General features: G+C 60.6%; 21 protein-coding genes. 13 read left to right on the forward strand and 8 right to left on the reverse strand.

Features of this window, described 5'->3' with window-relative positions; all coding sequences use genetic code 11:
• The first annotated feature begins 39 nt into the window (after positions 1–39).
• From B5F94_RS03955 to B5F94_RS03975, 5 genes are all read left to right on the forward strand, one after another.
• Positions 40–1,929 carry a S41 family peptidase gene (locus B5F94_RS03955; protein ID WP_087327915.1) on the forward strand — a complete coding sequence of 630 codons (1,890 nt, stop codon included), beginning with the start codon at positions 40–42 and terminating at the stop codon, positions 1,927–1,929.
• Between the two features lie 163 nt (positions 1,930–2,092).
• Positions 2,093–2,815: a WecB/TagA/CpsF family glycosyltransferase gene (locus B5F94_RS03960; protein WP_087327918.1), complete on the forward strand. Its 723-nt coding sequence runs from the start codon at positions 2,093–2,095 to the stop codon at positions 2,813–2,815.
• Position 2,816: 1 nt separating this feature from the next.
• Positions 2,817–3,488: a dTMP kinase gene (locus B5F94_RS03965; RefSeq protein WP_087327921.1), complete on the forward strand. Its 672-nt coding sequence runs from the start codon at positions 2,817–2,819 to the stop codon at positions 3,486–3,488.
• An 11-nt stretch (positions 3,489–3,499) separates the two neighbouring features.
• Positions 3,500–4,045 (forward strand): DJ-1 family glyoxalase III, encoded by a 546-nt coding sequence (locus B5F94_RS03970; protein WP_087327924.1) that lies wholly within the window; start codon positions 3,500–3,502, stop codon positions 4,043–4,045.
• Positions 4,023–4,607, forward strand: a complete 585-nt coding sequence (locus tag B5F94_RS03975; RefSeq protein ID WP_087327927.1) for a 5-formyltetrahydrofolate cyclo-ligase — start codon at positions 4,023–4,025, stop codon at positions 4,605–4,607. Before B5F94_RS03970 ends, B5F94_RS03975 begins: the two co-directional genes overlap by 23 nt.
• Before the next feature lie 46 nt (positions 4,608–4,653).
• Here B5F94_RS03975 and B5F94_RS16675 read toward each other — a convergent pair whose 3' ends face one another.
• The gene (locus tag B5F94_RS16675; protein ID WP_204247466.1) at positions 4,654–4,806 is read right to left on the reverse strand and encodes a hypothetical protein; all 153 of its coding nucleotides are present in this window, start codon (positions 4,804–4,806) and stop codon (positions 4,654–4,656) included.
• 101 nt (positions 4,807–4,907) lie between these two features.
• On the opposite strand from B5F94_RS16675, the gene mltG reads away from it, so the two are divergent.
• Both mltG and B5F94_RS03985 read left to right on the forward strand, forming a co-directional pair.
• Entirely contained in the window at positions 4,908–6,119 is a 1,212-nt protein-coding gene (mltG, locus tag B5F94_RS03980; protein WP_087327930.1) for an endolytic transglycosylase MltG, read from the forward strand.
• Complete coding sequence (locus B5F94_RS03985; RefSeq protein ID WP_087327933.1) at positions 6,112–7,326, forward strand: peptidase U32 family protein; 1,215 nt, start codon at positions 6,112–6,114, stop codon at positions 7,324–7,326. The genes mltG and B5F94_RS03985 overlap by 8 nt, the downstream gene beginning before the upstream one ends.
• Positions 7,327–7,496: 170 nt before the next feature.
• On the opposite strand, the gene B5F94_RS03990 is transcribed toward B5F94_RS03985, so the two are convergent.
• Positions 7,497–9,215, reverse strand: coding sequence for a stalk domain-containing protein (locus B5F94_RS03990; protein WP_087188274.1), 1,719 nt, complete (start codon positions 9,213–9,215; stop codon positions 7,497–7,499).
• Positions 9,216–9,634: 419 nt separating this feature from the next.
• On the opposite strand from B5F94_RS03990, the gene alaS reads away from it, so the two are divergent.
• Together alaS and B5F94_RS04000 are read left to right on the forward strand one after the other, a co-directional pair.
• On the forward strand, positions 9,635–12,313 hold the full coding sequence (gene alaS / locus B5F94_RS03995) for an alanine--tRNA ligase (RefSeq protein ID WP_087327936.1): 2,679 nt from the start codon (positions 9,635–9,637) through the stop codon (positions 12,311–12,313).
• Between the two features lie 480 nt (positions 12,314–12,793).
• Entirely contained in the window at positions 12,794–12,973 is a 180-nt protein-coding gene (locus B5F94_RS04000; RefSeq protein WP_087268852.1) for a DUF4250 domain-containing protein, read from the forward strand.
• 63 nt (positions 12,974–13,036) lie between these two features.
• Here B5F94_RS04000 and B5F94_RS04005 read toward each other — a convergent pair whose 3' ends face one another.
• The 3 genes from B5F94_RS04005 to B5F94_RS04015 are packed head-to-tail and all read right to left on the reverse strand — an operon-like array spanning position 13,037 to position 14,915.
• Positions 13,037–13,681, reverse strand: coding sequence for an ABC-2 transporter permease (locus tag B5F94_RS04005; protein ID WP_087327939.1), 645 nt, complete (start codon positions 13,679–13,681; stop codon positions 13,037–13,039).
• Positions 13,678–14,538, reverse strand: a complete 861-nt coding sequence (locus tag B5F94_RS04010; protein WP_087327942.1) for an ABC transporter ATP-binding protein — start codon at positions 14,536–14,538, stop codon at positions 13,678–13,680. The genes B5F94_RS04005 and B5F94_RS04010 overlap by 4 nt, the downstream gene beginning before the upstream one ends.
• Positions 14,535–14,915, reverse strand: a complete 381-nt coding sequence (locus tag B5F94_RS04015; RefSeq protein ID WP_087327945.1) for a GntR family transcriptional regulator — start codon at positions 14,913–14,915, stop codon at positions 14,535–14,537. The genes B5F94_RS04010 and B5F94_RS04015 overlap by 4 nt, the downstream gene beginning before the upstream one ends.
• 150 nt (positions 14,916–15,065) lie before the next feature.
• On the opposite strand from B5F94_RS04015, the gene B5F94_RS04020 reads away from it, so the two are divergent.
• A complete protein-coding gene (locus B5F94_RS04020) occupies positions 15,066–16,136 on the forward strand; it encodes an alanine racemase (RefSeq protein WP_087327948.1) in 1,071 nt (356 codons plus the stop codon).
• Positions 16,137–16,366: 230 nt separating this feature from the next.
• Here B5F94_RS04020 and B5F94_RS04025 read toward each other — a convergent pair whose 3' ends face one another.
• A complete protein-coding gene (locus B5F94_RS04025; RefSeq protein WP_158100251.1) occupies positions 16,367–18,349 on the reverse strand; it encodes an S-layer homology domain-containing protein in 1,983 nt (660 codons plus the stop codon).
• A 252-nt stretch (positions 18,350–18,601) separates the two neighbouring features.
• Between B5F94_RS04025 and B5F94_RS04030 the strand changes: the two genes are divergently transcribed.
• Positions 18,602–20,947, forward strand: coding sequence for a SpoIIE family protein phosphatase (locus tag B5F94_RS04030; RefSeq protein WP_087327954.1), 2,346 nt, complete (start codon positions 18,602–18,604; stop codon positions 20,945–20,947).
• Between the two features lie 58 nt (positions 20,948–21,005).
• Here the strand turns inward: B5F94_RS04030 and B5F94_RS04035 are convergent, their stop codons facing one another.
• The gene (locus B5F94_RS04035) at positions 21,006–21,884 is read right to left on the reverse strand and encodes a rhomboid family intramembrane serine protease (RefSeq protein ID WP_242958717.1); all 879 of its coding nucleotides are present in this window, start codon (positions 21,882–21,884) and stop codon (positions 21,006–21,008) included.
• Between the two features lie 112 nt (positions 21,885–21,996).
• Positions 21,997–24,315, reverse strand: coding sequence for a polysaccharide pyruvyl transferase family protein (locus tag B5F94_RS04040; RefSeq protein ID WP_087327957.1), 2,319 nt, complete (start codon positions 24,313–24,315; stop codon positions 21,997–21,999).
• Positions 24,316–24,588: 273 nt separating this feature from the next.
• Between B5F94_RS04040 and B5F94_RS04045 the strand changes: the two genes are divergently transcribed.
• Together B5F94_RS04045 and B5F94_RS04050 are read left to right on the forward strand one after the other, a co-directional pair.
• The gene (locus B5F94_RS04045; protein WP_087327959.1) at positions 24,589–25,542 is read left to right on the forward strand and encodes a radical SAM protein; all 954 of its coding nucleotides are present in this window, start codon (positions 24,589–24,591) and stop codon (positions 25,540–25,542) included.
• Positions 25,543–25,546: 4 nt separating this feature from the next.
• Positions 25,547–26,791, forward strand: a complete 1,245-nt coding sequence (locus B5F94_RS04050) for an adenosylhomocysteinase (protein ID WP_087327962.1) — start codon at positions 25,547–25,549, stop codon at positions 26,789–26,791.
• Positions 26,792–26,842 lie beyond the last annotated feature (51 nt).

The raw sequence follows: 26,842 nt of genomic DNA on the forward strand, positions 1-26,842 counted from the left end.
CTCTAAAATGGGGTTACATAATATTACGGGAGGCGTACTATGAAACTTCGCTTTCGCCTGCCGGCCGTCGGGCTGGCCGCAAGCCTTTTGCTGACAACTGCTGCTCAGGCGCTCAATCCCTCTCAGGCTCTGACGCTGCTGAACTGGTACTACCTGGACCCTCTTCCCGACCAGGTATTTGAGCAAACGGATATGAACGGGATTATCCAGGCCCTCGGAGACCCCTACACCGAATATTTTACCGCCGAAGAGTACGCCGCCTTTCACGCCTCTCTCTCCGACTCTGAGCTGGTAGGCGCCGGCGTTTCCATTCAGCTGGCTGACGATGGTCTGCTGGTAACCCGCGTGATCCCCGGCTCCGCCGCAGAGGCGGGTGGTCTGCTGGCAGGAGACGTAATTACCGCCATCGATGGCCAGTCTTGTATGAAAATCAGCCTGGAGCAGGCCTCCGCTCTGCTGGGCGGCGAGGTGGGGACCTCCTTCCAGCTGACTTATCTGCGGGACGGCCAGGCCCACACCGTCACCCTGACCCGCTGCGCCTTTGTGGTGCCCACCGCCTATACTGAACTTTGGGAGGACCACATCGGCTATGTGGCCTGCGACGCCTTTGGTCCTGAAACCGCCGGTCATGTGCAGGAAGGTTTGGAAACCTATGGCAGTCAGGCCGACCACTGGATCATGGACCTGCGCAACAACGGCGGCGGAGAAGTGACCGCCGCCCTCAACACCATCAGCTATTTTGCTGGTCCCAACGATCAGCTGGTTTATATGCGGGCCAGCGACGGCTCCATCAACGCCCAGGGCAGCCAGAGCGCCCAGATCACCGATGAACCGCTCATCGTCCTGACCAACTTCTATTCGGCCAGCGCCTCCGAGCTGTTTGCCTCCGCCATTCGGGACACCGGCTCCGGCCTGCTGGTGGGAGACCGCACCTACGGAAAAGGAGTCGCTCAGATCCTGTTGGACAGCACCCTCTTTCCTGCCTTTTTCTCCGAGGGCGATGCTCTGAAAATGACCGCCTATCGCTTTTTCGGGCCCGCCGGTACCAGCAACGACACCATCGGGGTCATGCCGCACCTGCTGCTGGACCCGTCTCTGGCGGACGAGGCTGCCGTGCTTCTGTCCAGTCCAGAGCCCCAGGGGGACACCTCCGGTACGGCGCGCATTGATCTGAACGGCGCCTGGTACATCGATCTGGAGCAGGCCTGCTCCGCCCCCTACCGGGCAGCCTTTACCGCGCTGCTGGAGGCCCTGCCCGACGGAGTCCTGCTGCGGACAGGCACCGGTGATGGCTGGGAGGCCACCACCGCCGCCGATCTGGCCGCCGCCTGCGGCCTCAGCGGCTATCATCACCGGGGGTTCTCCGACACCGCTCAGTCCCCCTATGCCGATGAAATCGGCCTGCTGGCCACCTACGGCGTGGTACTGGGCGCGGGAGACGGCACCTATCGTCCCGCGGAAGCTCTGACCCGGGGCCAACTGTGTACCCTGCTGGCCCAGGCCCTGAACTGCAAGGTTCCTACCGGGGAGAGCGCCTTTACCGACGTGTCCATGGACGACTGGTACGGTCCCTCCGTCAATGCCCTGGCCTCCATGGGACTGGTAAACGGCGTAGGCGGCGGTCGCTTCGCCCCCAACGATCCGGTGAGCCACGAGCAGTTTATCACCATCCTGTCCCGCCTGGGCAGGAAACTTGATCTGGATCTGATCCAGACCTGGCAGAATCGTCCGGAGGCGGCGTCCGCCGAGTATCAGAACTATTCCTCCTGGTCCTGGGAGTCGGTATGGCTGCTGGCACAGGATGAGGACGGCCTGCTTTGGGCCGCCCCCAGTGAGATCGATCCCGCCGGAGTCACCACCCGGGAGGAGGCTGCCGCCCTGACCTGCACTCTGCTGTGCAAGCTGAATCTGCTTCCCTCTCTGATCTGAGCAAAAGCGCCCTTCGCTGTGCGAAGGGCGCTTTTCCGGCTTTCTTCACAGAAACTTTATCATTTCTGCCCTCCTTTCTCCCTGTTTCCGCATGGACTTTTCTCTTCCGCTATGGTAGAATGGTGTGAAATTATGGACTTGATCCAATCGGAGGCAATTCATTTTGAGGACAGATGTTTTGGGCGTCGGCTTCGACGACCTGACGTTGGATGAGGCGGTACAGACTGGCTCCGGGCTGGTGGAAGCGGACGGCTTTCACTATGCTGTGACCCCCAACCCGGAATTTATCCTGGCCGCCCGGAAAAACCCCGAATTCAAGCAGGCCCTGCTGGGGGCTGACCTGGTGCTGGCCGACGGCATCGGTGTGATCTACTCCGCCAAGATTCTGGGCCGCCCCCTGAAAAGCAAAGTGCCGGGCATCGATTTTGCCCAGCGGCTGGTGGCATGGATGGCGGAACACGGAAAGCGGCTCTTTCTGCTGGGCGCCAAACCCGGCGTGGCCGAGCTGGCCGCTGCCAACCTGAAGAGTACCTATCCCGGACTTATTGTCTGCGGTACCCACGACGGCTACTTCAAGGAGGACGGTCCGGTGGTGGAGGAAATCCGCGCCGCCGCCGCAGATGTGGTCTTTGTCTGTCTGGGCGCGCCCAAGCAGGAGTTCTGGATGGTACAGAACGGTCCCGCCACCGGCGCGCACCTGATGATCGGCCTGGGCGGCTCCCTGGACGTCTTTGCCGGCGTGGTGGAACGGGCTCCCAAGGCCTTTCAAAAGCTGGGGCTGGAGTGGCTCCACCGGCTCATCAAGGAACCCAAGCGCATCGGGCGCATGGCCAAGCTCCCTCTGGTGCTGTGGTATGCCGTAGGCGCCCGGATCAGGAGGCGCTGACATGGCAGGAAAGCTGATTGTGTTTGAAGGAACCGACGGCTCCGGCAAATCCACCCAGTTCAAGCTGCTGTGTCAGCGGCTGGAGCAGGAGGATATCTCCTTCCGCCGTCTGGTCTTTCCCCAGTATCAGGAGCCCTCTTCCGCCCTGCTGCGGATGTATCTGGGCGGTGAGTTTGGCTCCCATCCCTCTGACGTAAATCCCTATGCCGCCTCCACCTTCTACGCGGTGGATCGGTACGCATCCTGGAAGAAAGTGTGGGGAGACTACTACCGGAACGGCGGGCTGGTACTCTCCGACCGGTACACCACCTCCAACGCCGTCCACCAGGCCAGCAAGCTGCCTGAGGACCAGTGGGAGGAGTTCTTTCATTGGCTCTTCGACTTTGAATGCTCCAAGCTGGGCCTGCCCTTCCCCGACCAGGTGATCTATCTGGATATGCCCACAGAACGGGCCGTGGAGCTGCTGCGCAGCCGGGAGGCGGCCACCCATACCAAAGGCGATATTCACGAAGTAGATACCGATTATCTGGCCCTGTGCCGCCGCACCGCTCTGCGGGCGGCTGACTGCCTGGGCTGGCACAAGGTCCCCTGCGTGGACCAGACAGGACGTCTGCGCTCCACGGAAGAAATCCAACAAGACATCTGGGCCATGGTAGCCCAAATCATAAAATGAGGTGCTGTTGAATGGTAGCGATTTTACTGGGTAACGGGTTTGAAGAGAGCGAAGCTCTGGTCCCCGCCGACCTGCTGCGCCGGGCCGGCGTCAAGGTAACCCTGGTGGGCCTGGACGGACTTCAGGTCACCGGCAGCCACGGGATCACTGTCACGGCGGACACCACCCTGGACCAACTGGAGCCCGACCAGCTGCGGATGCTTATGCTCCCCGGCGGACTGGGCGGCGTGGAGGCCATCAGCGGCGATATGCGGGCCCAGGCCCTCATCCAGCGCTGCTATGATCACGGCTGCTGGCTGGCCGCCATCTGTGCTGCTCCCACCATTCTGGCCAACCTGGGGATGCTGGACCGCCGCAACGCGGTGTGTTACCCCGGTATGGAGGATCTGATGGGTTCCGCCGTGGTGCAGAAGGGCTCCTCCGTAGTGGTGGACGGCCATATCGTCACCGGCGAGGCCGCCGGTTCCGCCTTCCCCTTCGGCCTGAAGCTGGTGGAGATCCTGAAGGGACCTGCCGCCGCCGCCCAGGTAAAGAATGCCGTCCACTATCACGGCTGAGAAGGCCCGCCTGCGCCGTCAGGCGCTGGACTGGCTGGCCGCGCTGTCTCCTCCGGAGCGGATCGCCGGAGATGAATCCCTGTTCCGCCGTTTTCTGGCCCTGCCTCAGATAGAGTCCGTCCGGACCGTCCTGCTCTACCACGGCATGGACACCGAGCCGGACACCGTCCGGCTGCTGTCACCCCTGTGGGATATGGGAAAGCAGGTGTGTCTGCCCAGGTGCCTGCCGGGGAACCAAATGGAGGCCAGGCTCGTCCAAAGGGACAGTACCCTCGTCCGCCATCCCTACGGAATGCTGGAACCGGGCCCGGACTGTCCCCTCATCCCGCCGGACCAGATCGATCTGGTTCTGGTGCCCGGGCTGGCCTTTGACCGCTCCGGCGGCCGGCTTGGGCGGGGCGGCGGGTATTACGACCGCTGGCTGGCCGGATTTTCCGGCATCACCGCCGCGCTGTGCCGGGATGGACTGCTGATGGAGGCCATTCCCCGTCTCCCCCACGACCTGGGGGTGGATCTGGTGATCACTGAAACCAGCCTGTACGGCCCGTCCGCACCGGGATAGGAGAAAAGCGGGGCCTGAGGCCCCGCTTCCCCGCGGTACGTACGGCTCAGCAGCAGCCGTCGTTGCAACCGCAGTTGTTATTGCAGCCGCAGCTGTTGCCGCAGCTGTTCCCGCCGCCGCAGCAGCAGCACAGCAGGATGATGATCAGGATGATCCACAGGCAGTTGTTGCCGCCAAAACCGTTATTGCCGAAACACATTGTCGTCTCACCTCACTTGCTTTAACTGACCTATTCTATGCGGAGGGAGCAATCGTGGTTCCGGCAGGCCACTGTTTTTCATTCGGTTAGGAGTTGAACCTATGTCTCAGGAAGATTATCACAACGAGGGCCGTCAGGAGACCTCTTCCCATGCCAACCATGGCGGAAAACGTCTGGCGCCTTCCAGCCGCTCGTCCGGCCGTGCCCCCTCCGCCCCGGAGGGGCAGCAACGGTCCCGGCCCCGCAAGAAGCGCAAGCGTCTGGGCTCATGGGGTATTTTGATCTATGTGGTATGCGTACTGGGCGCCTCCGTTCTGCTGGCAGGTGTCAGCTGGATGTGGGCCAACGACATCCTCGCTCTAAACAAAGCCCCCCTCACCGCTGTGGTGGAGATTAAGGAGGGCGATACAGTGAATCAGGTTGCCGACAAGCTGAAGGATGCCGGCCTGATCGAATACAAGTTTGTCTTTAAACTTTTCTGCAGCTTCACCCACGTCTCAGGTCAGGCTGGAGATGACGACGCCAAGATCACCCCGGGCAGCTACGAGCTGAATACCGACATGGACTATCGGGCCCTCATCAGCAGCATGGGTTCCAGTTCCGCCAACCGGCTCACCACCACGGTGACCATCCCGGAGGGCACCACAGAGGCTCAGATCTTTGAGATGCTGGAGAAGGCCGGCGTGGCCACGGTGGAAGATCTGGAGGCGACCGCCGCCAACTATGACTTCAAATTCTCCTTCCTCCAGGGCGTGCTGCCCCTGGGCGACGCCAAGCGGCTGGAGGGCTACCTCTTCCCCGACACCTACGAGTTCTATATGGGTGAGGACCCGGTGAGCGTGCTCAACAAGATGATCCTTCGTTTTGACCAGATCTTTACCGATGAGATGCGCCAGACCATGGCCGACAAGGGCATGAGCGTAAATGACGCCGTCATCATCGCCTCCATGATCGAAAAGGAAACCGACGGCAGCGATCAGGGTAAGATCTCCTCGGTCATCTACAACCGGCTCAACAACCCCACCAGCGAGACGGCGGGCTATCTGAACATCGACGCCACCATCCTGTATGTCACCGGAGGCACCCAAGTAAACACGCAGGCGGATACTCCCTATAACACTTATACCCACAAGGGACTCCCCCCCACCGCCATCTCCTGTCCCGGTGTGGACGCCCTGAAGGCGGCGGTGAACCCCGACTCTACCAATTACTACTACTATGCGCTGGGCGACGACGGGGTACACCACTTCTTCCGCTCCAGCAGTGAGCACCAATCTTTCCTCAATAGCCAGGAGCTGTACAAGAATGACTAAACAAATCGAACTGCTCTCCCCCGCCGGGGACATGGAACGGCTGAAAATGTCCCTGGCCTACGGGGCAGACGCGGTCTATCTGGCGGGCAATGATTTTGGTATGCGTGCCTTTGCCGGCAACTTCACCGAGGAGGAAATGCGTCAGGCAGTGGAACTGTGCCACAGCAAGGGCGTATCCATCCACGTTACCTGCAACACCATGCCCCGCAACGACGAGGTGGCCCGGCTGCCCCAGTGGCTGGAGTACCTCCAGTCTCTGGGGGTGGACGCCGCCATCGTGGCCGACGTAGGTGTGCTCTCTTTGCTGAAAAAGCACGCTCCCAAGGTCAAGGCACACATCTCCACCCAGGCCAGCATCTCCAACTATCAGGCTGCCCGTGCCTGGTACGATCTGGGTGCCAGCCGGGTGATTCTGGCCCGGGAGCTGTCCCTGGATGAGATCCGGGAGATCCGGGCCAAGGCCCCCAAGGAGCTGGAGATCGAGGCTTTTGTCCACGGCGCCATGTGCGTCAGCTACTCCGGCCGTTGCCTGCTGAGCAACTATATGACCGGCCGGGACGCCAACCGGGGCGCCTGCGCCCAGCCCTGCCGCTACAAGTACGCTCTGATGGAGGAAAAGCGCCCCGGGGAATACTTCCCCATCGGCGAAGATGAGGGCGGCGCCTTCATTATGAACTCCCGGGATATGTGCATGATCGACCACATTCCGGAGCTGATGGAGGCGGGCCTGAACTCTCTCAAAATCGAGGGCCGTGCCAAGAGCGCCTACTATGCCGCCGCTGTCACCGCCGCCTACCGCCACGCCATCGACGCAGCGGCCGCCGGTCAGCCCATGGACCCGGTGTGGCGGGAAGAGGTGGACAAGGTGAGCCACCGCCCCTACTCCACCGGTTTCTACTTCGGCCAGCCCGGCCAGTATACCGGAGACGCCCGGTATGTCCGGGAGTGGCAGGTGGTTGCCATCGTCACTTCCTGCGATTCTGAGGGCAACGCCACCCTGTCCCTGCGCAATAAGTTTGCCGTGGGAGACGAGCTGGAGCTGGTGGGCCCCGACGTGGCTGCCACCCCCTTTACCGCCGGTGCCATGGAGGATGAAAACGGCTGGCCCCTCACTGAGCCCCGTACTCCCCAGATGGTATTCCGCATGAAGCTGCCCCGTCCGGTGCCCCCTCTGTCCATCCTCCGGGCCTGCCGGGAAAATTCCTGATATGCAAAAGTCCAGGCGAACTTCGCCTGGACTTTTTTTGTGACCTGGAGGCCTGCCCAGTCCGGTCTTCACGCAATCTCTCCGAATCCGCGGCCAGCACAGTTGAACTGCACTCTGACAGCGGAGCTGCTGCGTCAATTCGCAGCAGCCCCGCTGTCCTCCCAAAGTTTTCAGTTTTTCACACCGGAGCCCCCGCAGCCGATGCACAGCCGCCGGCCGGTTCCGCCGCAGTAAGTGCAGCTCTGGGGAGTCTCCATCCCCATGATGGAGATAGACTGTCCCTGACCGGTGCCTCTGCAATAGGGACAGGTCACCATTCCGTCGCCGTTGCAGACGGCGCAGGGCTCGGAACCAGCAGTGGAGCCACCGCTGCCGGTGCTGCTGCCGCCCGAGGCGCTGGTGCCGTTGTTCCATATCTCCTTGACGTTGTTTCCATTACTATCCATGATATAAATGGAGGTAGCCCCCCAATTATTAGACCCATAATTGAATCCGTTCTCGTTCTCTACAAAAACCACCTTGGAGTCGTTATTGGCCAAGCGTCTGCACTGGTAGTGGCCCTGATAGAGCACCTCCTGGAGGTCGGTGCTGCGGTTGACCCGCACCACCTTGGTCTGGCTGTGGGTATAGCGCCAGTCTGCCGTCCAGGTGTAGTCGTTGGCATCCAGATAGTTATTCTTGGCGGCGTTGTAGCTGCTCTCGCTGACGGTCTGGCGGGCGCCGGTGGAGGCATTGTGGAAGTAATAGGTCTTTACATCGCCATCCTTGACATAGAAGTAGATGCCGGAGCCGTCTGCGGCACAGAAAATCTCACGCCCCACATCGTCATACTTATACAAGGTCCGACTGGCACTGGTAGCCGGATCGGCCTCAATAATGGAGTGGGACCAGCCGGAATCGGAGTCGAAGTAATCATTGAGATAGATTTTCCCATTGGCGGCAGTCATGGTAATATAACTGGAAAAATCATCGTTTTGGTAGAGCAGTTTGCTGCTTCCAGTGTTCAGGTCCACAACGTATACCGATGCGGCCAGAATACTGCTGTACTTCCCTGAGGGATCAGTATAGTGATCTGCAACACGAACCAACAGGTAGTCACGGTAAATCATCATCTCTTCGATCTCCAGCTCCCCGTTCTGGTTAAACACCATCGTCCGGGAACCGGTACTGGGGTCTATACAGAAGATGGTCTGATTGCTGTGGTTTCCGTAGTAGTAAACCTTACCGTTGTAAGGAATGATTTCAGAAGGATAGACCTCAGAATCGTAGGAGGTAACAGAGACACCGTCATACCGGTAGAGCATTTGCCGCCAGCCAAAGGAGAAATAGACAATGTCCCCATCAAACACCGCCCTGCACGGAACCTCCTTATAGCTGGTATCAGAATACACCCTGTTTTCATCCGTCGCGTTTTCATCCGCCGCCGTCTGGCCGCCAGAGGTGATGACTACCCGGTTGTTGGCGCCATCCCACTGCACATTGCAGTCCAGGGACTCAGACACCGCCCGGACAGGTACTAGAGTCCGGCCATTGAGGGCGATGGGAGCTACGTCCAGTTCGAAGTACTGAGCCTCACCGTCGCCTATCTGCTTTGCCAGCACATTTTTCCCCAACTGCATGGCAATCAGGGTATCGCCCCTCTGGGCCGCCACTCCCTGGTATTCTGGTACCCACTCCACTGTAGCACCCAGCTTCTCGAAGATGGCTCGGAAGGGCACCAGCACACGCCCGTTCTGGGCAATGGGCGGCTGGTCGAAGGTCAGCTTCTCCCCGTCCACATATACGGCAATCTCGCCCCCCGCGGCCTGGGCCACCCCTCCGGCGGGTATAAAGACCGCCGTCAGCAGCAGAGCAGAAAGTAATAGAGATAAGAGTCTGCTTCTTTTCATAGAGTTCACTCCAATTCCATTTTATTTTTCATGGAAAGTATTATACCATAATCATCCTTGAATATCAACTATTTCCTGCACCTGCCACCAGTTTACTTCTTTACTGACCGCCGCCTCCGTTTGCCGGGAAAAAGGTTGACAACGGCGAAAAATGTGATAGAATAAGGCAGTTGAAGCGCAATGACGAAGCCAAGCAGACCACGCCGCGACGAGCGAGAGGGGACGGTGAGAGCCCTCCGCGACACGAGCCTGCGCGCCACTTCTGAGCGGCCCGGGAGGACCGGGACGATTCATCCCCGTTACCGGATGCAATGAGATGCGCTCTTTGGGCGCAGATCAGGGTGGTACCGTGGAGTGAACCTTGCTCCGCCCCTGACATGGGGGCGGGGCTTATTTTTTTGCAGAGGAGATTGAATCATATGCCCAAGAAGTTCGGTCTGAACGAACTGCGCGAGATGTTCCTGTCCTTCTTTGAGACCAAGGGACACCTGCGCCTGCCCAGCTTTTCCCTGATTCCCCAGAACGACGCCTCCCTGCTGCTCATCAACAGCGGCATGGCGCCCATGAAGCCCTTCTTCACCGGCGAGCAGGAGCCCCCCCGCCACCGTGTGACCACCTGCCAGAAGTGCATCCGCACCGGCGACATTGAGAACATCGGTCACACCGCCCGTCACGGCACCTACTTCGAGATGCTGGGCAACTTCTCCTTCGGGGATTACTTCAAGAAGGAGGCCATTCACTGGGCCTGGGAGTTCCTGACCTCCCCCGAGTGGGTGGGCCTGGACCCCAACCGCCTCTACCCCTCTGTGTTCGCCGGCAATGAGACCACCCCCGCCGACGACGAGGCCTTCCGCATCTGGAACGAGGAGATCGGCATCCCTGCCGAGCGCATCTTCAAGTTCGGCAAGGAGGACAACTTCTGGGAGCATGGCTCCGGCCCCTGCGGCCCCTGCTCCGAGATCTACTACGACCGGGGCGAGCAGTGGGGCTGCGGCAAGCCCGGCTGCACCGTGGGCTGCGACTGCGACCGCTATATTGAGGTGTGGAACGTAGTGTTCTCCCAGTTCGACAACGACGGCGAGAACCACTACACCGAGCTCAAGCAGAAGAACATCGACACCGGCATGGGCCTGGAGCGTCTGGCCTGCGTGTGCCAGGATGTGGCCTCCCTGTTTGACGTGGACACCGTCATGAACATCACCAACAAGGTGAGCGAGATCACCCACGCCCACTACGGCGAGACCGCCGCCAAGGACGTGTCTCTTCGCGTTATCACCGACCACATCCGCTCCGCCACCTTTATGATCTGCGACGGCGTGCTCCCCTCCAACGAGGGCCGGGGCTACGTCCTCCGCCGCCTGCTCCGCCGGGCCGCCCGCCACGGCAAGCTGCTGGGCGTCAACGATCCCTTCCTGTATGAGGTGTGCGACACCGTTATTCACGAGAACGAGGGCCACTACCCCGAGCTTCGGGAGCGCCAGGACTATATTACCAAGGTCATCCGCACTGAGGAGGAGAACTTCGCCCGCACCATCGACGGCGGCCTGAAGATCTTCAACGATATGCTGGAGGGCCACAAGGCCGGCGGCGAGACCGTGTTCTCCGGCGCTGACGCCTTCAAGCTGTACGACACCTACGGCTTCCCCATCGACCTGACCATCGAGATGGTGGAGGAGCAGGGCATGACCGTGGATCAGGCCGCCTTCCAGAAGCTGATGCAGGAGCAGAAGGAGCGTGCCCGTAAGGCCCGCGAGGCTCTGGGCGATCTGGGCTGGGCCGGCGTGGAGTTCGGCAAGGACGTGCCAGAGACCGAATTCATGGGCTACGAAAACACCTCCATCACCGGTGCAAAGGTGGTGGCTTTAGTGGTGGAGAACGAGCAGGCCGAGGAACTCATGCCCGGCGTGGAGGGCATCGTGGTGCTGGACAAGACCCCCTTCTACGCTGAGATGGGCGGCCAGGTGGCTGACCACGGCGTCATTGCCAAGAGCGGGGAGGACGGCTGCCTGTTCCAGGTCACCGATGTGCAGAAGAACAAGGGCGGCAAGTATATGCACTACGGCAAAGTGACCGAGGGGGTCCTGAAGCTGGGGGACACTGTCTCCGCCCAGATCGACGTGCCCCGGCGGAAGGCCATCATGCGCGCCCACTCCGCCACCCACCTGCTGGACAAGGCCCTGCGCACCGTGCTGGGAGACCACGTGCATCAGGCGGGCTCCCTGGTGGAGCCCGACCGGCTGCGCTTCGACTTCACCCACTTCTCCGCTATGACTGCCGAGGAGCTGGGCCAGGTGTCTGCCATGGTCAACGAGGCCGTGCTGGAGGGCTACGACGTCCACACCGACGTGCTGCCCATCGAGGAGGCCAAAAAGAAGGGCGCCATCGCCCTGTTCGGTGAGAAGTACGGCGACACCGTCCGCGTGGTGGACATGGGCGAGGGCTACTCCGTGGAGTTCTGCGGCGGCACCCACCTGGACAACACCGCCAAGGTGGGCGTGTTCCACATCGAGAGCGAGTTCTCCGTGGCCTCCGGCGTCCGCCGTATTGAGGCCACCACCGGCGCTCAGTCCCTGAAGATTATGAACCAGAACCAGCAGAAGCTGTTTGAGGCTGCTGCCGTGCTCAAGGCCAAGCCCAGCGATCTGCGGGAGAAGGCCGAGCAGACCATCAGCGAACTGCGTGAGCTGCGCCACATGGTGGAGAGCTTCAAGGCCAAAGAAGCCATCAATCAGGCTGGCAACTTCCTGATGGGCGCCAAGGACGTGGGCGGCCTGAAGGTGCTTACCGCCACCCTCAACGACGCCGATGCCGACCGTCTGCGCAAGATGGGCGACTTCCTGCGGGATAAGGACTCCAGCGTAGTAGCCGTTCTGTCCAGCGTGAAGGACGGCAAGATCACCTTCCTGTCCGTGTGCGGCAAGGACGCCGTGGCCAAGGGCATCAAGGCCGGCGACCTGGTGAAGCAGGTGTGCTGCTGCTGCGGCGGCAAGGGCGGCGGCAAGCCTGACAGCGCCATGGGCGGCGGCTCCGACGTCCTCAAGCTGGACGACGCTCTCGCCAAAGTGGACGACTTTGTGGCCGAGAAGCTGGGGCTGTAAGCCGCCCAGCGCTTAGGGTGCAGACGACGCCCTTCCAAGCGTTTTGATCCGGCATCGCCGGACCAAAACCTTGATGCCGGGGCAATTCACTTGCCCCGCGCAGATCAAATAAACGGGGTCCCCATGAAATGATCTCATTTTATGGGGCTCGGCGGCAAGCCCGACAGTGCCATGGGCGGCGGCTCCGACGTCCTCAAGCTGGACGACGCTCTCGCCAAAGTGGACAACTTTGTGGCCGAGAAGCTGGGGCTGTAAGTCATCTAGTTGTCCTAGCGGACGTCGTTTAGCCCCGCCGCAAGTGCGGCGTTCCAAGCGTTTTGCCAAAGGCAAAACCTTGATGCCGGGACAATTCACTTGCCCCGCGCAGATAAAATAACAGGGTCCCCACACGACAGGGTCGTGTGGGGCGGCCGAGAAGCTGGGGCTGTAAATCACCCCCACTTTGAAGTATTTTAGACACAGAAAGTAGGCACATTTTTCATGTTTCCCCAAGATCCCATGATTCTGCTCAGTTATGTCAACACCAAACTGCGGGACTTCTATCCCTCCCTGGACGCCCTGTGCGACGATCTCCAGGCAGATAAGGACGAAATCTCCCAAAAGCTGGCCGTGCTGGATTGCCAGTACGATCCGGACCGGAACCAGTTTGTACGGATGTAATCTGCACAGAATCAATTTGGGCCCGCTGCATAGCGCAGCGGGCCCATTTTTCTGTTCTGGTATTCAAAATTCCTTTTTGGCGTAGATCCCCTGTGTGATGAAGTAGGAGATCAGGTAGCCGCCAATAGCCAGCAATCCCAAGAGGACGGGCAAGGCGGTCAGCAGCCACGCCGGAGGCGTGGGCAGAGTGATCTGGTTCTTGGCCAGTCCCCCAAGCAACACAGCGCCGCCAAAAATCACTACAAAGGTGATCATGCTGATCACTCTGGCCTTCTCCGCCCCATACTTGAGCAGGAAGGGCAGAATGATGGCGTCCAACACCAGCGTAAGCACGCCGCAGGACAGGGCAATGAGTACCAGATCATCCAGCGTTGTCTCGGTCAGTCCGGCCAAGGAAAGGCACACCATCAGGCCCGCCGCCACCGCCACACTTACCACGATTACCAACAGGGTGAACACATATTTCCCGGCCACCACCCCCCGCCGTCCGGCGGGGGTGGCCACCGCGTACCGGTCCCAATGGGCGGCATCGTCCAGTGCCACCGAGGACACGGGAATGGTGAGACCGAATACGGCCACCAAGGCTCCCAGGATGGAGAAATCAAACACCCCGGTCACGCAGAAGCCTCCGTACACGATGAGAAAGAGCAGCAGGGTGGAAAGCTGCTTGCGCAGGGCCACAATATCCTTATAGATCAGCCCGGTCATTTTTCATTCCCCTTTCCGGTAAAGACCATGATATCCTCCAGGGTGGCGGGGTCCACCGTCAGGCCCGGATAGTGGCGGGCAAAGGCGTGCCGGTCCTTTACCAGGGCCTCACACCCGAACTGTCCCACCCGGCTGCCCGCCAGCAGGGACCGGTCCACCCGCTCCAGATCGGTGCGGCTGCACACCAGCTTGCCGTAGGAGTCCAGCAGTTCGTCCTTGGCGCCGGACAAAACTACCCGCCCCTTGTGGAGATAGGTTACATAGTCCGCGGCCTTCTCCAAGTCGCTGGTGATATGGCTGGAAATGAGGATAGAATGCTCCTCGTCCTGAATAAAGTTGAGAAACTCATCCAGAATCTCATCCCGCACCACCGGGTCCAGGCCGGAGGTGGCCTCGTCCAGGATCAGCAGCCTGGGTTTGGCTGCAAAGGCAGCCGCAATAGCCAGCTTCATTTTCATGCCCCGGGAAAAGGTCTTGACGGTCTTTTTCTCCGGCAGCTCAAATTTCCGCAGATAGCTCCCGTAGCACGTTCCATCCCAGTTGGGATAGAGTTTGGACAGGATCTTGCCAACCTGGACCGGGTTGAGGGTATCGTGGAAGAGGGACTCGTCCAGTACCACCCCCACCTGACTCTTTACTGCCCGCTCGTCACGGACAGCGTCCAGCCCAAAGACGGAGATCTCCCCACCATCCCGGTGGATCAGATTCAGAATACATTTGATGGTGGTGGACTTCCCTGCCCCGTTCTCCCCGATCAGACCCATAATGGTGCCGCCGGGCACAGTGAAGGATACGTCGTCCAGCTTAAAGGAGCCGTAATCCTTAGTGAGATGGCATACTTCCAATACGTTATTCATACGATTTCCTCTCCATACAGAAGGCTGAGGGTCTCGGTCAGCTCCGCCAGGGTGATGCCGCCGGTCTTGGCGATGTCCACCGCCTGGGAGAGATGCTCCTCCGCCCGGCGGAGGGTCTCCTCATGGACCAGCTCCAGGTTTCGTGGGGCTACAAAGCACCCCTTCCCCGGCACGGTGGTGATAAAGCCGTCCCGCTCCAGCTCTTCATAGGCTCGTTTGGTGGTGATGACAGAAATACGCAGTTCCTTGGCCAGCAGCCGCATGGAGGGAAGGGCCTCCCCCTCGGCCAGCTCTCCCCGGAGGATGAGGCCCTTCATCTGCCGGGTGATCTGGTCGTAAATGGGCACGCCGCCGGAGTTGCTGATGATGATATCCATGGTGCACCTCGTTGTCATGTTGTATATACTTGACATATACAGTAATAACACATAGATACACAGTTGTCAAGGGGCAGGAAACATTTTCTTGCCATTGGGCCACAGACCCGGTATGATGGTGGCAAAGGATCCATAAAGGAGGAACGTGTCATGTATGCGCCTATCCTGGAGATCAACACAAAAAAAGTGACCGAAAACGCCAAAAAGCTCCATGATTTCTGTGCATCCAAGGGGGTGGAGCTGGTCTTTGCCACCAAAGGCTTCTCGGCCCGGCCGGAGGTGATTCGGGTGGCCATGGCAGGGGGCATCACCTCCTTTGCCGACAGCCGGATGAAGAATATCATGGCCGCCAAGGATGCCATCCCCGGCCTCAAGTACCTGCTCATCCGTATCCCCGCCATCCCGGAGGCCGAGGAGGTGGTCCGCTGGGCAGACTGGAGTCTCCAGAGCCAGATCGAGGTGATCCGGGCAGTATCAGAGGCCGCCCTCCGGCAGGGCAAGGTCCACCCCATCATCCTGATGATTGACGTGGGAGATCTGCGGGAGGGGGTGTTCGGCCGGGAGCAGCTGGACGAGATCGTACCCCAGATTCTGGACTGCCCCGGTGTGAAATTGGTGGGGTTAGGCACCAACGTGGGATGCTACGGCAGCGTACTGCCCTCGGTGGACAACACCGCCATTCTGGTGGAGCTGCGGGACTACCTCAACAACACCTACGGCTGCTCCATCTCGGTGCTGTCGGCAGGAGGTACCTGCGCCCTCAAGCTGCTGGAGGATGGGGTCATGCCCGCCGGGATCAACCAGCTGCGGGTGGGCGAAGCGGTACTTTTCGGCGAGGACACCACCGGCAATCGATTTTTGGAGGGCTATCACCACGACGCCTTTTTGTTCAAGGCCCAGGTGGTGGAGCTGCGCCGCAAGCCCTCGGTGCCCATCGGCGAGCTGGGCCGGGACGGCAAGGGGGACACCCCGGAGTATCCTGACCGTGGTGTGCGCCTGCGGGCCATCTGCGCCGCCGGAAAACAGGACGTGGCCTGGGCCGCCCTCACCCCCACCCTGCCGGGGGCGGAGATGATCGGAGCCAGTTCCGATCACCTGATCGTGGACGTGGAGGACTGCGGCGGGCAGGTGCAGGTGGGGGACTGGCTGGAGTTCCGGTGCGGCTATATGGCGGTGCTGGACGCCACCACCTCCGCCTATGTGGATATTGTGGTGAAGTAAATAAAAAAGGTCCCGGATCAACGCTCTACCGCGATGCCTCTTGGTGCGGCATCTCTCCTATGCCGCTATAGACCTGCTCTTAAGCGGCAGTACTCAAATGTGTGTCACTTGGCTTTCCCATGACAAGACCCCCTGATGTAGTCTGTTTCCTACATCAGGGGGTCTTTTGTCTCAGTCTGTTGTTACAGGGCCTGCCTCTTTTGTCCTTTCGGCCCCACTCTTTGGTCATCTCAGGAAATCTCTATCACATATACGGAGGTTTTGGTCCTGGAAACGGTACGGTCGATCCCGGTAAGCACGTCAGGCTCACGGGCTCCATAGGTATATGTGACCTGAACCCGTGCCACCCCACTGGCCAGGGCACGCACGGTACAGGTTTGGCTGCTGGTGTTGGTCAGGGAGATAAGGGTATCTCCAGAGAGGATCTCCCAGGAATAGGTTTCATAGGCGGGTAGGAACTCCCGATTATTGAAAGAGAGCGCCTGGCTCTCTCCACGACGCATCTGGACACGTTCCCCCTCCGACGGGTTCTCCCGGCTTACCGGAGCAGCGGCCAAAAGTTCCAGCTCATAGGGTGCGGTGTCAAAGCGGGCGTACACATAGAAGACCGCATCGCCGCTCCGGTCCAAATAGAGGACCCGAACAGTTGCTTCCCGCAGGGTGGAGGCGTTATCGTAGAGCGGGGTGGTCCACGCCCCGCTGTGAAGGACGCCCAGGATGGTGCCCCAGTCGATACCGGTAAGAAATCCCTCATCCAGCGTACCGGGAAGCAGAATACCTTTTCCCTCCCGTTCCAGCTCCCGCTGGGTATACTGGTCGCCGGAGATCATCTGACCCGCCGGAGCGGTAAAATAGACCTTTTCATTGCGGTAGTAGTCCTCTACCCACAGCTCGTCCCGTGTCTCCGAGGAGACGAAAGATACGTTGCCGGTCAGCCGAGCGCCATCCCGAAGTATCATGGCGCGGCCCGAGGTAGTGCGGAGACGGCCGTCGGTGGTCTCATAGCTGCCGTCAGCCAGGCGGTAGAGCCCGGCGGAGGCGGAGGGACCGGAAGGCTGCACCGACACGTTCTGGCTTCCATAGCGCAAGCCGGCGTCAGCAATGGAGATCTGCCGGGGCACATAAATCTTCACCTTGATCCGGGAGGAGGTGACGGTACCCCACACGCACAGGTTGCAAGAAGAATCGTCATCCAGATACTGGATGTTCATCGTGGAGAGCGCATCGGCATTTGGCCCGGTATAGTCCAGCCCCCAAGAGAAGAATCGCTCCCTGGAGTAACTGCGGTCATAGCTGTCCACTACCTGGAAGCCTTGCTGGCAGAGCAGCTCTATATAGGCCTGCACCACGTCCATGTCTTCCGGTTCGCCTTTGAAGGAGCGTACCACAAAGCCATTGTTCTCCGAAGGCTCTTCGTACGAGAAGGCGCCGTTGCAGTAGTCGGCAAAATCCTGGATCCAGGCCCCTTCCGGGGCAGAGGCATTCTGACTCAGAGGGCTGGAGATCAGTTCCTTACCGTTACCGGAGCCTGCGGAAGGACGGGTCTGCAGCTGAATATGCTTGCGTTGGGAGGGAACGGCGATACGGGAAACCAAAGCCGCTACCTCGCTTCTGGTAATGGTGGAGTTGGGGGCGAAGGTGCCGTAGGCGTCGTTCCCGGTCAGGATCCCGGCCCGATAGAGGAGATAGATCTCATCCTTGGAGGAGACTACGTCGCTGAGGCTGCCGTCAGCAATGGTATTAATGGCAGGGAAGGCAGAGGCAGGCAGGGCGCGGGAAAACAGCACCGCGCAGGTCTCCCGGGTGGCCTGTGCAGTATAGTCGGAGTAATCCCGGGGCAGGATATCCTGCTCCAGAGCATAGTCCACATAGACCTGATACCAGGGCGAACTCTGACGGAAGGCCTCCGTGCCGGTGTAGTAGATGCTGTGAAGCCGAGCGGCCAGAGCCACCGCTTCTCCCAGTGTCATGGTGCCGCCCGGCAAAAAGGAGGAGGCACCCACGCCTTTCATCAGACCCAGCTCATATGCCGTCTCAACACTGGAGGAAAACCAGTCGGAATCCCTGACGTCAGTGAAAAGGCCGCTCTGATAGGTAGATACAGCGGTAAAATTGGACAGGCCCTGAGCTGCGGAGGCGCTCGTCAGGAAAAGTGTGCTGCTGAGGAGAATCGCAAGGCAGACGGAAAGCAATCGCTTGCAGCGGGTTTTCATAGCTGACATCCTTTCTTTTTTTGCATGGACACTGGTGCCGTCCGGCCTAGAGTGACTACAATATAGCACAATTCCCCTAATAAAGCAATCCCAGGGAGTCCCACAGGATTAAGTAAACATAGAAGAAAAAGCCTTCATATAACCCACGCATCACACGCCGCCTTATTGCGACCATATTTTTCCAGTTTATGGGTTACACTGTCTCTGATACCGGAAGGGCAAATACGCCCCAAAGCAAAGGAGACAGGGACCATGGCAACAAAAGAGAAGCTGAAAACCAAGGCGGCGCGGCTGCGGGAGGAGGCCCGGGAGACGGGAAAGGTGGTATTCCGTGCCCCGGCGCTGGTGCGCTTTGCCGAGTGCGTCATCCGCTTTTTGCTGGGGGCCCTGCTGGCGGGGGCGGAGATCTTCGGGGGCTATGCCCCCTTCGGACTGGGACTGGTGGGCGCCTCCGGCTCCGGCCTGGACGGCTTCTGCGCCCTGCTGGGGGCCTGCTTCGGCTACCTGACCATGGAGGGCTTTGTGGAGGGCCTGCGGTACGCAGCGGCCTGTGTGCTGGTCTTTTCGGTGGCCTTCGCCTTCTTTGACGTAGGGGCCTACCGGAAAAGCTGGTTTATGCCGCTGGCCGCCGCCGCCATCGACGGGGTTACCGGCTTCATCTACCTGTCCGACCAAGGCTGGACGCCGGAAAGTTTGATCTTCTTCGGCACTGAACTGCTGTTGTGTGGGGCGTCGGTATACTTCTACCGCATTGCCTTCACCCCCTGGACCGAAAAGCGTGAGGAAGAGGGACTGACCGCCCGGCAGACCATCAGCCTGCTGCTGCTGTTGGGAACCCTGCTGCTCACCCTGTCCAAGCTGACCCTGCTGGGGGATCTGTCGGTAGGCCGCTTTGCTGCCGCGGTGGCGGTGATGGCGGTGGCCTACAAGGGAGGCGTCAGCATCGGAGCCACCGTCGGCGTGGCGGTTGGTCTGGGTATGGACCTGTCCACCGGCGGGATGCCCTTTTACGCCATGGCCTACGCCCTGTCCGGGGTGATGACCGGTGTGTTCCACCGCCAGGGCAAACTGGCCGCCACCCTGGCCTATGTGCTGTCCAACGCTCTGGCGGTACTGTGGACCTGGAAGGACGGGCTACACATTCCTCTGCTCTACGAGGTGTTTGCCGCCTCGGTGGTCTTTCTCCTGCTGCCGGACAAGCTGCTGCGGCAGGTGGGCGCCCTGGTGGCCCGGGAGCCCAAGCACGGCACTCAGGAGCGAGCCATGGCCTATGTAAAGGGCCGGATGGAGGACACCGCCGCCGCCTTCAAGAGTCTGTACGAATCCATGCGGGGTACCCTCCACACCGGACGCCCCAACGATAACGACACTGCCGCTATCTTTGACCGGGCGGCGGACCGGGTGTGCAAGCGCTGCCCGCTCCAGACCTCCTGCTGGCAGCGGGATTATGTGTCCACCTACAACGCCCTCAACGACGCCCTGCCCGCCATGCTGGAGCGGGGCCGGGGCGAGGGGGGCGACTTCCCCGCTTATTTCTCCAACCGCTGCATGAAGTTTGCCGACTTCCTCACTTCCGTCAACGAGGAGCTGGCAGGACTGCTCTACCGGCGGCAGTACCAGAGCCGTCTGCGGGAGAATCGGGCGGCGGTCTGCCGGCAGTACGGCGAGCTGGCTGAGGTGCTGGGCACGGCGGCGGCGGAGCTGAGCGCCGAGCTGATCCCCGACCCGGTGCGGGAAAAGCGGCTGCGGCAGTATCTCACCGCCCAGGGGGTGGAGTGCGAGCTGGCCGTGTATTACGACGAAGCGGGCCACTTACGGGTAGAGCTGGAGGGGGCCGGTCTCTCTCCCCTGCGGCAGAGCAGCCAGGTGGACAAGCTGGCCAAGCTGATGAACTTCCCCCTCCGGCTGGTGGAGGAGGGCCGCCGGGACAGGCTGGTGCTGGTGCAAAGCGAGCCGCTGATGGCGGTGGCCGGGGTGGCCGCCCGAAAGAAGGACGGGCAGACCGTGTCGGGTGATACGGGGGCCTGGTTTAAACACGACGACGGCGCCCTCTATGTGCTGCTGTGCGACGGCATGGGCTCGGGACGGCTGGCCCAGCGGGAGAGCACCCTGGCGGTGCGGCTGCTGGAGCAGTTCCTCCGGGCGGGCGTGCGGCCGGAAAATGCCCTGCGGACTCTCAGCTCCGCCCTGGCCCTCCGGGGTGAGGATGAAATCGGCTTCACCACCATCGACCTTTTGCGGGTGGATCTTTTCACCGGCGAAGGCGACATCTACAAATACGGCGCGGCCCCCAGCTATGTAAAAAAAGGGACCGCCGTCAGCCGGGTTACCGGCTGCGCCCTCCCCGCCGGGCTGGCGGGGGGCGAGGGAGGCGCCCCCGACGTGACCCACCTAAAGCTGGAGGCGGGAGACTGCGTACTGCTTATCAGCGACGGAGTCACCGGCGGACAGCCAGACCAGTGGGTACGGGACAAGCTGTCCGCCTTTGACGGCCAGAGCCCCCGGGATCTGGCCCAAGAACTCATAGACGAGAGCGAACAGCAGGCCGGCGCGGCGGACGACCGCACCGCCCTGGTACTCCGGCTGAGCAAACGGTAACACCACACAAGAAAGCGCCCCCATCGGAAGGTTCCGATGGGGGCGCTTTTGGTATCTTTTATTCGATGTGAACGTGGTTGTGAATGTGCTCCGAACAGTAGCAGTAGTAGCCGTTGCACTTGGAGCAGTACCGGAACTCCTCGTCGGGGTAGTCGGTGTCGGTCTTGCCGCAGACGGCGCACTTGTGAATATAACCCTTGGTTTGCTGGGCGTGCTTGGTAGCCTGCTTGAAGTTGACGGTCTGGCGGGAGTGGCGGTGGGCCGTCTGCCGCTTTACCCGGCCCAGGCTGGCCATCAGGTCATCCCAGAAGAAGATCAGGTAGTTGAGGATAGCCACGATGGGAGCCACGATGCCCGCCAGTGCAAACATCCCGACCGTGGGGAGCTGCACCAGGTTGTAAATGATGTCGTAGGCAAAGAGAGCGGCGTCCAGCCAGGCCAGCCATTTGACCTTTACCGGAATCACGAAGAAAAGCAGTACCTGCATTTCCCCGTACAGGGTGGCAAAGGAGAAGAACATAGACAGGTTGACATAGTGCATGGTGGCGGTCTCCACGGGCAGAGGGATGAACAGATAGACCAGGAAGCCCGCAATAATGTTAAGCACCACCCCAAGCAGGTAGAACACCGTAAACTTGGTCACGCCCCACTGCCGCTCCAGGATGGAGCCGATCCAGTAGTAGAAATACAGGGAGATGGCCAGGAAAAAGAGATTACTGGTCGTAGGCACAAAGATAAAGGTGAGCAACCGCCAGATCTCGCCTTTGTGGATGATATAGTAGGGCGCAAAGCACAGGGCGGACGACAGGGAAAAGCCCTGACTGAACTGATCCAGCAGCCACACCAGAACATTGCCGATGACCACCACCAGCATCAGGTTGGGGATACCGAACCGGGGATGCTTATAGCAGAACCGGTCCAGCCAGCGTTGTATCACACTCAAAAATCATTACCTCCCGAGGGGCGGCTCCACCGCCCCGCTTCCATGTGTGCCCAGTGTATCAGGGCATGGGAGAAAATTCCCAAACAATTTGTAAACTTTCCATCCGTTATTTCAGGATCTTGCGGATCTTCTCTTTCATCTTGGGGGTGAGCACCTTAGCTGCCGCCCGGTAAGGCAGCGGAGGCGGGGTCAGGTATTTCTGCTCCACCTGCTCAAAGGGCATGGCGGCAAAGGCAGCGAAGAAGGCCCCACGCTTGGCGTTGTGGGTCAGAGGATAGGCCAGCCGGGGATTGCCCGCCACAGCCTCGGCCAGAGGCCGCTCCACCTGGCCCAGCTTGTCCGCCAGGGCGTCAAAGACCTTCTGTCCCTTGGCGCTGTTGACCAGCACCAGAGAAACACCCTTCTCCCGGTCGGTGGGCAGCTTCAGCTTGGGGTCAAGACCCCAGAAGTCACCCAAAGTCAAGTCCGCCGGACGGCTGACGCTGGTATACCGGCACTTGGCACACACCGGACGCAGGAAGAGCTGCATCCCGAAGCCCCGGCCGAAGGTGGTACGGTGGAGGGGGATCGTGGTGCTGCCTCCGTCGGCAAAGCGGACCGTCATATGGGAGTGGGACCAGCCGTGGGCCTTGTCCCGGAACCGCAGCCCGGTGACCGGCGCGCCGTGCTCCATCCCCAGCTTTTTCAGATAGGCCTGGAATACCGCCGGAGAGGGTACGCCGTTACACACCAGATCGCAGGTGAGCAGGTTGTCGTAGTCCCGGCCCAGGTAGTGCTTCAGGCCGTCCACCTGACAGGCAAGGCCGGTAAAGAGCACCGGCTTACCCGCCTCCAGCTGCTCTTTCACCTGATGGAAGGTTTCCCCAAGATCGCTCTGAACATACTTGGAGCCCCGCATGGCGGCCACTTCCTCCATGGAGGCGGCACAGGTATGGCGCGCCGCCATGTAGCCGTCAAAGGCAGCGCCGTACACCACGCCTCCCTGGTCCAGCACATGGCCGGCCAGCAGAGAGAATACACCGCCGGAGGAGCTGCCCGAGCGCACCTCGTCATTTTTGTTCCACACCCCGTGGGCGCAGTTGGGATCGGGGCCCTTTACCGGCTCAGTCAGGGCGGGACAGGCGTTTTCACACTTGCGGCAGAGGATGCACTTCTCCCCCACCACAGGCCGCAGGAAGCCCTCATGGTCGGGTTTCATCTCAATGGCCCCAACCGGGCAGACAGCGGCACAGGCGGTGCAGCCGGTGCAGTCCTCCGCCTTGCACAGGTTGGGCTTAGCCTGCTCCTGGGCCGTGCCCATTTCCTCCGGCAGGGCGGTGCCCTCCACCGCCGCTTTCAGATAGGCCAGGGAGTCCGCCCGGGCAGCCTCCAGCTTTTCATAAACCTGGTCATAGTCCATCTTGGCGTCGATGGGCACAGTGGTATCCAGACCGATGATGCGGTCGGCGCACCCCAGCCGGGAGAGCAGGCTGTAGATCCGGGAGAAGGTGGGCTCCCGCCGCTCCTTGGGGGACATGGAGGTGAAGAAATCCTTCTTGAACTGGAGGGAGAAGGCCGCCCCGTGGAAGGAGTTGGTCACCACTGCGGCGGCGTGCTGGAACAGGCCCAGGAACTCCCGGGGGCCGGCGTCAAAGACGATCTCCTTGGCTCCGTCGATCTTCCGGCGGGCTCCCGCCAGCTGGACGATGGGCCACCCCGTCTGTCTGGACAGCGCCTGGGCATAAGGGGCCGCCTCTCCGGGATCGGAGACAAAGTAACACAGGATGTAAGGCCCCTGGTGTCTGGGGGCCGCGGCCAGCTTGCCCCAGTCCTCGCCGTTCAGCAGCAGGGTGGGGTCCAGCACTACCCGGGCCTCCCGGCCGGCTGCCTGACGTACCAGCACCTGGCCCCGCTTCTCACGGACCGACAGGGCGGAAAAGGGCGCCAGAAAGCGCTTCAGCTCCGCAGCCTTGTCCTCCGGCAGCTGGGGCACGCCCAGGCTGGGGGCATAGGCAATGCGGCGGCCCTCCTGCACAAAGTCCAGCAGGAAGGCGGGGTCAAACTGCTTGGTCTGGAAAATGTAAGGATTCCAGATCTGATCGCTGCCCGACACATAGACATCGTAGGCCGGGGGCGCGTCCTGAAGTTGTCTGAAATCGGTATACCGCTGGGGAGACAGCTCCATCTCCTCCGCCACAAAGGCCTCAAAGCGCTGGAACCGGCGCTGGAAGGCGGCGTAATGGAGGGCGGTATGGGCGTCTGACGCCATATCCCGCACAGAGGTGCTCTTCTTGAACAGCTGATTGGTGCGGGTGGTATGGGGCAGGCGGTAATCAATGATCTGGCACTCATGCCCCAGGCGCTGAATGGCCTTCATCGTGGCCAGGGCCTGGAGCTGAGCGCCGTAGTGATGAGCAAAATGGAATGTGATGAGACCGGTGCGCATAGGCTCACTCCTCGTTTGCAGGCTATCCGTAATGATTCTATTTAGTATACCACAGGAATGGGCTGTTGTATATCGTCAGAATGGAAATCCGCTGCTTTCATAGACATTCCGCTCCTTCTGTCGGAAATATTGACAGGATTCCCATTTTGTCTATGGCATTGCGGACGTCAAACCGGTATGATATGCTATAGATTATTATGGACAGGCTGTCCCCTGCCCTTTTGGGGGGACGGGCCTTCTTCTTACTACAGGGCGAAAGGAGGGTATACATCAATGAGCATTCCGGCCCGGCTCAAGGCATTCGGCATCTCCAAGGCCCTGGATTATCTGGATCGCGACCCGGACGCCAACCTCCCCAAGCTGATGGAGTGGCTGGACAGATACGCGGGGGTACATCTCTCTCCCCCTTACCAGTCGCTGTTCCACCAGGCAATGACCGATCCGGACAACAACTGGCATCAGTTGATCCGCAGTATGTATACCGATATTGACAGCAGTATTCTGAAAAAGATCTTTGAGAACTTTATCATTCACGGGGGCCTGCTGGAGTGGCCCGGCAAAAAGGAAGCCGGCGCTCTGGGACAGGACGAGGCCCCCTGGTCCGTTATCATCGACCCGTCCTTCCCCTGCGCCATGAACTGTGCCGGCTGCGGCGCATCCATCTTCGGCGTACGGCCCTCCATGGAGTTTGACAGTTTGGATGAGGAGCTGGAGGCCCGTAAGGCCAGAGGCTGTCATCTGTTTATTTTCAACGGCGGCAATCCCCTGGCCCGTCAGGAGGAGATCATCGCTCTGTGCAACAAGCACACCGACTGTGTATTCGCCGTGTTTACACCGCCCGCCTCCATTACCCCCTCCCTGTGCGAGGATCTGCTGCGGGTACGCAACCTCTTCCCTGCCATTCAGGTGGATGTGGACCCGCTGGACGCCGAGCGTGCCTCCGTACTGCTGCGGACGCACAGGCTCCCCTTTGGCGTAGCCTGCCGCTGTACGGCGGAAAATGCGGACCGGGTAGCCACTGAGGAGTACTATGACCGGATCATTGGCAGCGGAGCCAAGTTCTGCTGGTTCTTTACCTGTCCCGCTTACGGCGGGCCCACCTCACCCACCCAGGCGCAGCTGCTGGACCTGCACCAGCGGGTCCAGGCTTTCCGGAAAACCAAGCCCCTGCTTACCCTTGATTTCTGGGACGGGCCCAGCCCCTCAGCGGCCCCCCAAGGAGGTTAATGACATGAGTATTGTAAAAGATCCTTCCCTGGCCCCCTCTGGACGCCGCAAAATCAACTGGGTGCGGGACTTCATGCCCGCTCTGGGCGGCATCGAAGCCCGTTTTGAAAAGGAGAAGCCCTTTGCCGGTCTGCGGGTGGCCGTATCCGTCCATCTGGAGGCCAAAACTGCCAATCTGGGCTATGTGCTGGCCAAGGGCGGCGCTCAGGTACATCTGACCGGCTCCAACCCCCTGTCCACTCAGGACGACGTAGCCGCCGGTCTGGCCGATATGGGCGTAGAGACCTTCGGCATCCACGGCGCTATGGGCGAGGACTATGAGCATCTGCTCATTGAGACCCTGAAGTTCAAGCCTCATCTCATCATCGATGACGGCGGCGATCTGGTGGATCTGCTGGGCGGCAAGTGCGCCGATCTGGGCGAAAACCTCATCGGCGGCTGCGAAGAGACCACCACCGGCATTCTGCGTCTCAAGGCCCGGGAGCGGGAGGGCATCCTGCCCTGCCCCATGATGGCGGTCAACGACGCCAAGGCCAAGCACTACTATGACAACAAGTACGGCACCGGTCAGTCCGTGTGGGACGCCATTATGCACACCTCCAACCTGGTGGTGGCCGGCAAGACCGTGGTGGTGGCCGGCTACGGCTGGTGCGGCAAGGGCGTGGCCATGCGTGCCAGCGGCATGGGCGCCAACGTGATCGTCACCGAGGTGGACCCCTTCAAGGCACTGGACGCCACCATGAACGGTTTCCGTGTCATGCCCATGGACGAGGCCGCCAAGTACGGCGATATCTTTGTCACCGTCACCGGCTGCAAGGACGTCATCACTCCCCGCCACTTTGCCGTTATGAAGCACAACGCCATCCTCACCAACGCCGGTCACTTCGACTGCGAGGTAGACGTGAAGAGCCTGGCCGAAATGGCTGTCAAGCGTGAACTCCGCCGGGATAACATTGAGGGCTTCACCCTGCCCGACGGCCGGGTGCTCAACGTCATCGGCGAGGGCCGCCTGGTCAATCTGGCTGCCGGCAACGGCCACCCCGCCGAGATCATGGATATGTCCTTCTCCGTCCAGGCTCTGGCTCTGGAGTGGCTGCTCAAGCATCAGGATAGCCTGGAGAAGAAGCTCTATCAGGTGCCCGCCGAGATCGATGACGAGATCGGCCGGGTCAAGCTGGCCGCCATGGGTTTTGCCATCGACAAGCTCACTCCGGAGCAGGTGGACTACCTCAACGGCTGGAAGGCCTGAGGAAGCAAGTTCTTCTAACTCTATACAAAGCCCGGTTTTTGTCTATTGAAA

This window comes from Flavonifractor sp. An4 (assembly GCF_002161755.1).
GTDB lineage: Bacteria > Bacillota > Clostridia > Oscillospirales > Oscillospiraceae > Flavonifractor > Flavonifractor avicola.